Source organism: Sulfuricurvum sp., assembly GCF_049305995.1.
Lineage (GTDB): Bacteria > Campylobacterota > Campylobacteria > Campylobacterales > Sulfurimonadaceae > Sulfuricurvum.
This window is the reverse complement of the sequence record NZ_JBAQPS010000008.1, coordinates 1-6,516: the sequence shown is the minus strand read 5'-3', so window position 1 is coordinate 6,516 and position 6,516 is coordinate 1. Positions and strand designations below refer to the sequence as shown.

The window sequence follows — 6,516 nt, the reverse complement described above, 5'->3', positions numbered from 1 at the left end:
GAGTTGATCAGTATAATCGACCGAGACTTTTCCACCCTGTACCAAACGCCCAAAGAGCATCTCATCCACCAAAGGATCTTTGATTTTTTCCGAAATAACACGCCCCAAAGGGCGTGCTCCCATCGCTTTGTCATAACCAATTTTCGCGATATAGGCTTTGGCTTTATCGCTCAACACTACTGTCACTTTTTTAGTTTTTAACTGATCGTTGAGCTGAGCGATAAATTTATCAACAATCCCCTCGACAACATCCATTGGCAATGTCCCAAACTCAATAACCCCATCGAGACGGTTACGAAACTCAGGGGTAAAAAACGATTTAAGTGCTTCATGACGTGAGATTGCGCTATCGGCATTAAAGCCCATCACGCTGCGTTCCGTAGCTCCAATATTGGAGGTCATAACGAGGACGACATTCGCAAAGTTAGCTTTAAATCCCGTATTATCGGTCAACGTTGCACTGTCCATCACCTGCAACAATACATTGATCAAATCGGGATGCGCTTTTTCGATCTCATCGAGCAGTAAAACCATGTACGGATGCTTACGTACCGTCTCGACCAGTAATCCCCCCTGCTCAAACCCTACATACCCAGGAGGAGCCCCTATGAGACGGCTAAGGGCATGTTTTTCCATGTACTCGGACATATCAAACCGCTCAAAATAGATCCCCAATGTCTCTGCCAACGATTTCGCCAGTTCTGTTTTACCTACCCCCGTAGGACCGGAAAACAAAAAGGAGGCAATCGGTTTTTGCGGTGCACTGAGACCTGCGTAGGAGCGTTTAATGGATTTAACCACTTGTTCAATCGCACCGTCTTGCCCAATAACCAGTGCTTTTAGATCGCTCTCTAGTGAAGCAAGTTTTTCACGTTCATCCACACCCATTTTAGAAGTAGGTATCCCTGTCATTTTTGCGATAACCATCTCGATATCATGAGGAGTTATAGTAGTTCGTTTGTGGGTTTTAAGATGAAACGAAGCCCCCGCTTCATCAATCAAATCGATAGCAACATCGGGTAAAAAACGATCTGTAATATATTTTTTAGAGAGTTCTACGGCAGAGCGCAATGCTTTATCAGTGTATTTCACCCCATGGTGTTTCTCATACCGTGCACGTAGCCCTTTGAGGATCAAAAAGCTCTCTTCATCACTCGGTTCACCCACCTCGATACGGGCGAAACGACGGCTGAGGGCACGGTCTTTCTCAAACACGCTTCGGTATTCGGTATGAGTTGTTGCCCCCATACATTTGAGCACCCCCGACGCAAGGGCAGGTTTGAGCTGATTAGAGGCATCCATACTTCCACCACCCACAGCACCCGCTCCGACAATCGTATGAATCTCATCGATAAACAAAATCGCGTTTTGATGCTCTGCGGCTTCATCCATCACCGCTTTAAGACGTTTCTCAAAATCGCCCCGATATTTGGTTCCCGCCAACATCGCCCCCAAATCAAGAGCAAATATCTCGGCATCTTCGAGCAACACCGGAACATCACCGGAGAGGATACGCAATGCCAACCCCTCGGCAATCGCCGTTTTACCCACTCCAGGTTCACCGATCAATAAAGGATTATTCTTTTTACGACGGCAAAGGGTTTGAATAGCACGCTCAATCTCATTAACACGCCCGATGACGGGATCAATTTTCCCTTTTTTGGCTTGATCAATCAGATTGATCGCATATTTTTGCAAAGCCCCCTCGCTACGGGAATCCTCTTGCGCACTCTCGATATCACGATGCGATATCGCTTCGAGAACATCGACACGGCTGATCCCGTATTCTTCGAGAAGCATACAGGCATAGGTATGGTGTTCTTCGTATACCGCCGCAATCAGATCTCCGACATCAGCGACCTCTTTTTGAGCACTTCGCACATGATGCATCATCCCATCGATCATACGAGCCAATGCTACCGTCTCAAACGGATCTTGCTCGGTATCCTCCGGCAGCGGCTCCATCGTTTGGATCAAATATGCACCCAAAGATTCTCGAATAATCTCGACATCCGCACCGCACGCTTTGATAATCGATTCCCCATCAGGAGAATTCAAAAGAGCTAACATCACATGCTCAATCGTTAGATATTCATGCCGCTGATGGCGTGCGAAGGCAACCGCTTTTTGGAAAATCGCATTGAGTTCCGTGCTCACCATGTTTATGCCTCCTCCATTATCGCTTTTAGGGGGAATCCGTTTTCACGTGCTAAAGTCCCCACTTGATGCACTTTTGTCTCCGCAACTTCAAAAGGATAAACCCCGCATAAACCACGACCGCATTTGTGCACTTCGATCATAATTCGATGAGCATCTTGAAAGTTTTTGCGAAAAAGTTTCATCAAAATATCGACCACAAAATCCATTGATGTGTAATCGTCGTTAAGCAAAAAAACATTGTACTGCTTCGGATGCTCTAAAATTGTCTCTAAACTTGTTGAGTGTTCATGTTTTGTCGCCATAATTGAACTATACCGAATCTTTTTAAATTTTTGCCGCATTAACGAAATCTTCGATAATTGCTTCAGCACTTTCCAAGCCAATCGAAATACGAATAAGTCCAGGTGTTATACCTAAGAACTCCCGTGTCGCTTCATCAAAATCACGATAAATGGTCGATGCCATATGAAGACCCAAAGTACGGCTATCGCCGATATTCGCCGTAATAGTGATGAGCCTAGAGTGATTTAAAAACTCAAATGCGCGTTCTTTGCTCCCCATATCAATCGTGAGTATGGTTCCGCATCCGTTTGCAAATTGGCTCAGATAGCGCTCATGATGGGGGTGATGTGGCAAGCAAGGATGGTTAACACTAAAACCTTTATCATGCAGTGCTCTAGCAACGTTCTCTACCGTCGTAACGATTCGATCGAGGCGTAAAGGCAATGTTTCCAATCCCAACAAAGTAAGGTAACTGCCAAACCCATTTGAGCTCATTCCGAAATCACGTAAAGCCCGTTTTTTGGCATTGGCCACCAGTGCCATGGAACCCATTTTTTGGATAAATGGGTGGATGTCACGATAACGATCTTCTTTAAACTTATCTTCCCCCTCAGCAATGGCGCGAAAAATCACTGCACCACCCAGTGCGGAGGCATTTCCCGTGATAATTTTCGTCGTCGAATAGACGACGATATCCGCTCCCAAAGCCAACGGTGCAACACTAAGCGGAGTAATCGTATTATCCACCATCAACACAACTCCATGGCGATTGGCGATCTGCGCGATCTTACCAATATCAGGAAGGCGCATATTAGGATTGCCGACACTCTCTAGAAAAATTATTTTCGTCGCCGTATTGATCGCATCCTCGATACCCTCAAACTCATCCACATCAAAAAATTTAGTGATGATCCCAAATCGGGAAAGTGTTTCGGAAAAATAGGAATACGTTCCGCCGAACAATCCGCCGATACTAATAATCTCATCCCCTGCACGCAACAGACTGAGTGTCGCCATTGCCGTTGCACCCATACCTGATGAAGCGGCAACCGCGCCCGCGCCCCCATCCATAGAAGCGAGAATTTGTTCTAACTGAGATGATGTCGGATTCCCCACACGCGCATAGAGCGGTTTTTTCACCGAACCCTCGAATATCCCCTCACCCATCTCACTGGTGCCATACCCAAACGACGCCGAGTTAACCATCACAGGGCTGATTGCCCCCTCTTTTTTCCCCACTTGCTGAACCATGCGGGTTGTAAACTCTTCAAAGCGATTCATCATCAAACCTATATTAAAATTAGGCAATTATAACCTAAAAGGGTCTTGCCTTGTCTAAACGAATTTTCGTAACCGCTACCAATACCAATATCGGCAAGACCCACACTTCAAAATTGCTGATTCAAGCATTCAGTGCACTTGGTTTCAGTGTGGGAGTCTATAAACCTATTGAAACAGGTGTAAAGGATTTCCCAAGCGATGGAAGTGAACTTTTTAATGCCGCCTGTATTCATAATTCTGCACTTTTATCGTTGACACTACAAAATATTGTACCGCTTCAGTTTACCCTTCCCGCCGCACCTTTTGTCGCCAACAGAGGGAGGAAAATTGATTTCACTCTATTCGACAGTGCTTTAGCCAAAATCGAAGCTCTTTGTGATATTGTCATTATCGAAGGAGCTGGAGGTCTAATGGTTCCGATCGATAGTGAAACTATGATGATTGATTTGGCTCGCTACTTCAACGCTACAACCCTATTGGTCACCCACTGCAACCTCGGCTGTATCAACGACACGTTACTCAGTATAAACGTTCTCGAAGAGTCTAAACTCCCCTTCGTTGTCGGCTTTAACTGCCGAGCGGAAGATACTTCTTTTGAGACGACATCCCTCCCTTATCTAAATTATCGATTCCCATCAATTTACCGAATTGACCAAGACATCGATACCATTGCCAAAGCACTTTTAGATACAATATCATCATAAATACGAGGACAATACTATGAAACATCTTATCCGTACAGACGACTTTACCACCGAAGAGATTCATCAAGTATTACAAGATGCTGAGCACTATTTGGGAGGGCAATTCGACCCGATCCTCAAAGAAAAAATCATTATTACCCTCTTTTTCGAAAACTCCACCCGTACTAAAAGCTCCTTTGAAATCGCTGCCAAACGGCTCGGTGCCGAAGTGGTTCATCTGGATGTTCAAAAAAGCTCTACCCAAAAAGGGGAGAGTCTCGTTGACACAGCAGCCAATCTCGATGCAATGGGACCGCACGCAATGATCGTCCGTCACGCCCATGCAGGAGTCCCCAATATCCTCGCACAGCATACCAATGCCTCCATCATTAATGCGGGTGATGGAGCACATGCCCATCCGACACAAGCCCTTCTCGATCTCTTTACCCTTCGCCGCCATTTCGGAGATCTTATGGGTAAAAAAATCGCCATTGTCGGTGATATTAAAAACTCACGCGTTGCCAACAGCAATATCGAGCTATTAACACGTTTTGGGATGGAGATCACCCTTGTGGCACCTCCTCATTTTCTCCCCGAAACCTCTCTTCAAACAACCCACAACATTCGTGAAGCCATCGATGGCATCGATGCCATCATGTCTCTACGAACCCAAACAGAGCGCCACTCTCATCAAACCTACGGTTCGTTAAAAGATTATGGTTCAGACTTTTGCATTACCCATGAGCTTGTTGGGAAACGCGATCTTATCCTCCTTCATCCAGGCCCGGTTCATCGTAATATTGACATAGATGATGAGATGTTAAAAGACCCCCGTTGTAAAGTTTTGGAACAAGTACGAAACGGTGTTGCCATCCGTATGGCAGTCCTAAAAGCACTTATCGCCTAATGATGCAGAGTTTTAGTTCCCTCGTCTCTGCGGGGGTTCCTTGCTTTTTTTATACCGATTTTACCGGAACAACTCTCCATTGCTATACATTAGATGAACTCAAAGGCGAAGATATTGAATTTGCTTTTCAAAGCGATACAGATAGTAGTAACTCCCCTCACAAGCCCTCTTTCTTCCCTTTGTCATTAGAAAATTATCGACTAAAATTCAATAGCGTTCAAGAACATATACGGTGCGGTAATACCTATCTACTCAATTTAACACAAGCAACTCCTATCGAGTCTCCCTACACACTCCAAGAGATCTATACCATGGCACATGCCCCCTATAAACTGCGAGTAAGAGATCAGTTTGTCTGCTTCTCTCCAGAGCCGTTTATCACGATTGAAAACAACACCATACACACCTATCCAATGAAGGGGACGATCGACGCATCACTCCCAAATGCCATCGAAACAATTATCAACGATCCGAAAGAGTTTGCCGAACATACAATGATAGTCGATCTCTTACGTAACGATTTAGGAATAGTCGCGAACAGTATTAAAGTGGAAAAGTTCCGATACATTACAACCATCGATACAGGAGAAAAAAAACTGCATCAAGTAAGTTCTCATATATCGGGTTCGTTAAAAAGTAATTGGAAAGAGAATGCTGAAGGATTGATTTTGGCTTTATTACCGGCAGGTAGCATCAGCGGAACACCAAAACGAAAAACACTCGAAATTATCCAAGAGGTCGAAGGATATAATAGAGGCTATTTCACCGGTGTCTTCGGTTATTTTGACGGAGAGAATCTCTACAGTGCCGTCGCTATCCGTTTTATCGAAAGAATAAACGGAAAACTTATTTACAAAAGCGGTGGAGGAATCACCGCAGACAGTGAATGTGAAAGCGAGTACAAAGAGATGATTGATAAGATTTATATACCTTAGCGAATACTCACTTGAGATTTTAATTTCTGAACCGTTTTTGGTCCAATCCCTTTTACATTTACCAGTTCGTTCACACTTTTAAATCCACCATGCGCTTTACGATACTTTAAAATCTCTGTAGCCTTTGTTGGACCAATGCCATAAAGAGTTTGAAGTTGTGCAGAATTGGCTTTATTGATATTGACAACACCAAATGCAAAAGAAAAAAAGAGAAAAAGGATTGTGAAAATTTTAACCATATATAACCTCATAACTTAAAGTATCATAT

Annotated in this window: 7 protein-coding genes; 3 read left to right on the top strand and 4 right to left on the bottom strand. The window is 44.3% G+C overall.

Going from position 1 to position 6,516, the window contains the following annotated elements; translation table 11 throughout:
• The 3 genes from clpA to WA010_RS00280 form a co-directional block, all read right to left on the bottom strand.
• Window positions 1-2,160, bottom strand: a 2,160-nt coding sequence (gene clpA / locus WA010_RS00290) for an ATP-dependent Clp protease ATP-binding subunit ClpA (protein WP_422555179.1), incomplete at its 3' end; no start/stop codon positions are given.
• A 2-nt stretch (window positions 2,161-2,162) separates the two neighbouring features.
• On the bottom strand, window positions 2,163-2,462 hold the full coding sequence (locus WA010_RS00285; RefSeq protein WP_422555178.1) for an ATP-dependent Clp protease adaptor ClpS: 300 nt from the start codon (window positions 2,460-2,462) through the stop codon (window positions 2,163-2,165).
• A 22-nt stretch (window positions 2,463-2,484) separates the two neighbouring features.
• Window positions 2,485-3,723, bottom strand: a complete 1,239-nt coding sequence (locus WA010_RS00280) for an aminotransferase class I/II-fold pyridoxal phosphate-dependent enzyme (RefSeq protein WP_422555177.1) — start codon at window positions 3,721-3,723, stop codon at window positions 2,485-2,487.
• Between the two features lie 50 nt (window positions 3,724-3,773).
• On the opposite strand from WA010_RS00280, the gene bioD reads away from it, so the two are divergent.
• From bioD to WA010_RS00265, 3 genes are read left to right on the top strand one after another with little or no spacing between them, the layout of a single operon-like run.
• Window positions 3,774-4,427, top strand: a complete 654-nt coding sequence (gene bioD, locus WA010_RS00275) for a dethiobiotin synthase (protein ID WP_422555176.1) — start codon at window positions 3,774-3,776, stop codon at window positions 4,425-4,427.
• Window positions 4,428-4,443: 16 nt separating this feature from the next.
• Window positions 4,444-5,313: an aspartate carbamoyltransferase catalytic subunit gene (locus WA010_RS00270; RefSeq protein ID WP_422555175.1), complete on the top strand. Its 870-nt coding sequence runs from the start codon at window positions 4,444-4,446 to the stop codon at window positions 5,311-5,313.
• Window positions 5,313-6,248: an aminodeoxychorismate synthase component I gene (locus tag WA010_RS00265; RefSeq protein ID WP_422555174.1), complete on the top strand. Its 936-nt coding sequence runs from the start codon at window positions 5,313-5,315 to the stop codon at window positions 6,246-6,248. The genes WA010_RS00270 and WA010_RS00265 overlap by 1 nt, the downstream gene beginning before the upstream one ends.
• Here the strand turns inward: WA010_RS00265 and WA010_RS00260 are convergent.
• Window positions 6,245-6,487, bottom strand: a complete 243-nt coding sequence (locus WA010_RS00260) for a ComEA family DNA-binding protein (RefSeq protein ID WP_422555173.1) — start codon at window positions 6,485-6,487, stop codon at window positions 6,245-6,247. The genes WA010_RS00265 and WA010_RS00260 overlap by 4 nt on opposite strands.
• Window positions 6,488-6,516: the final 29 nt, after the last annotated feature.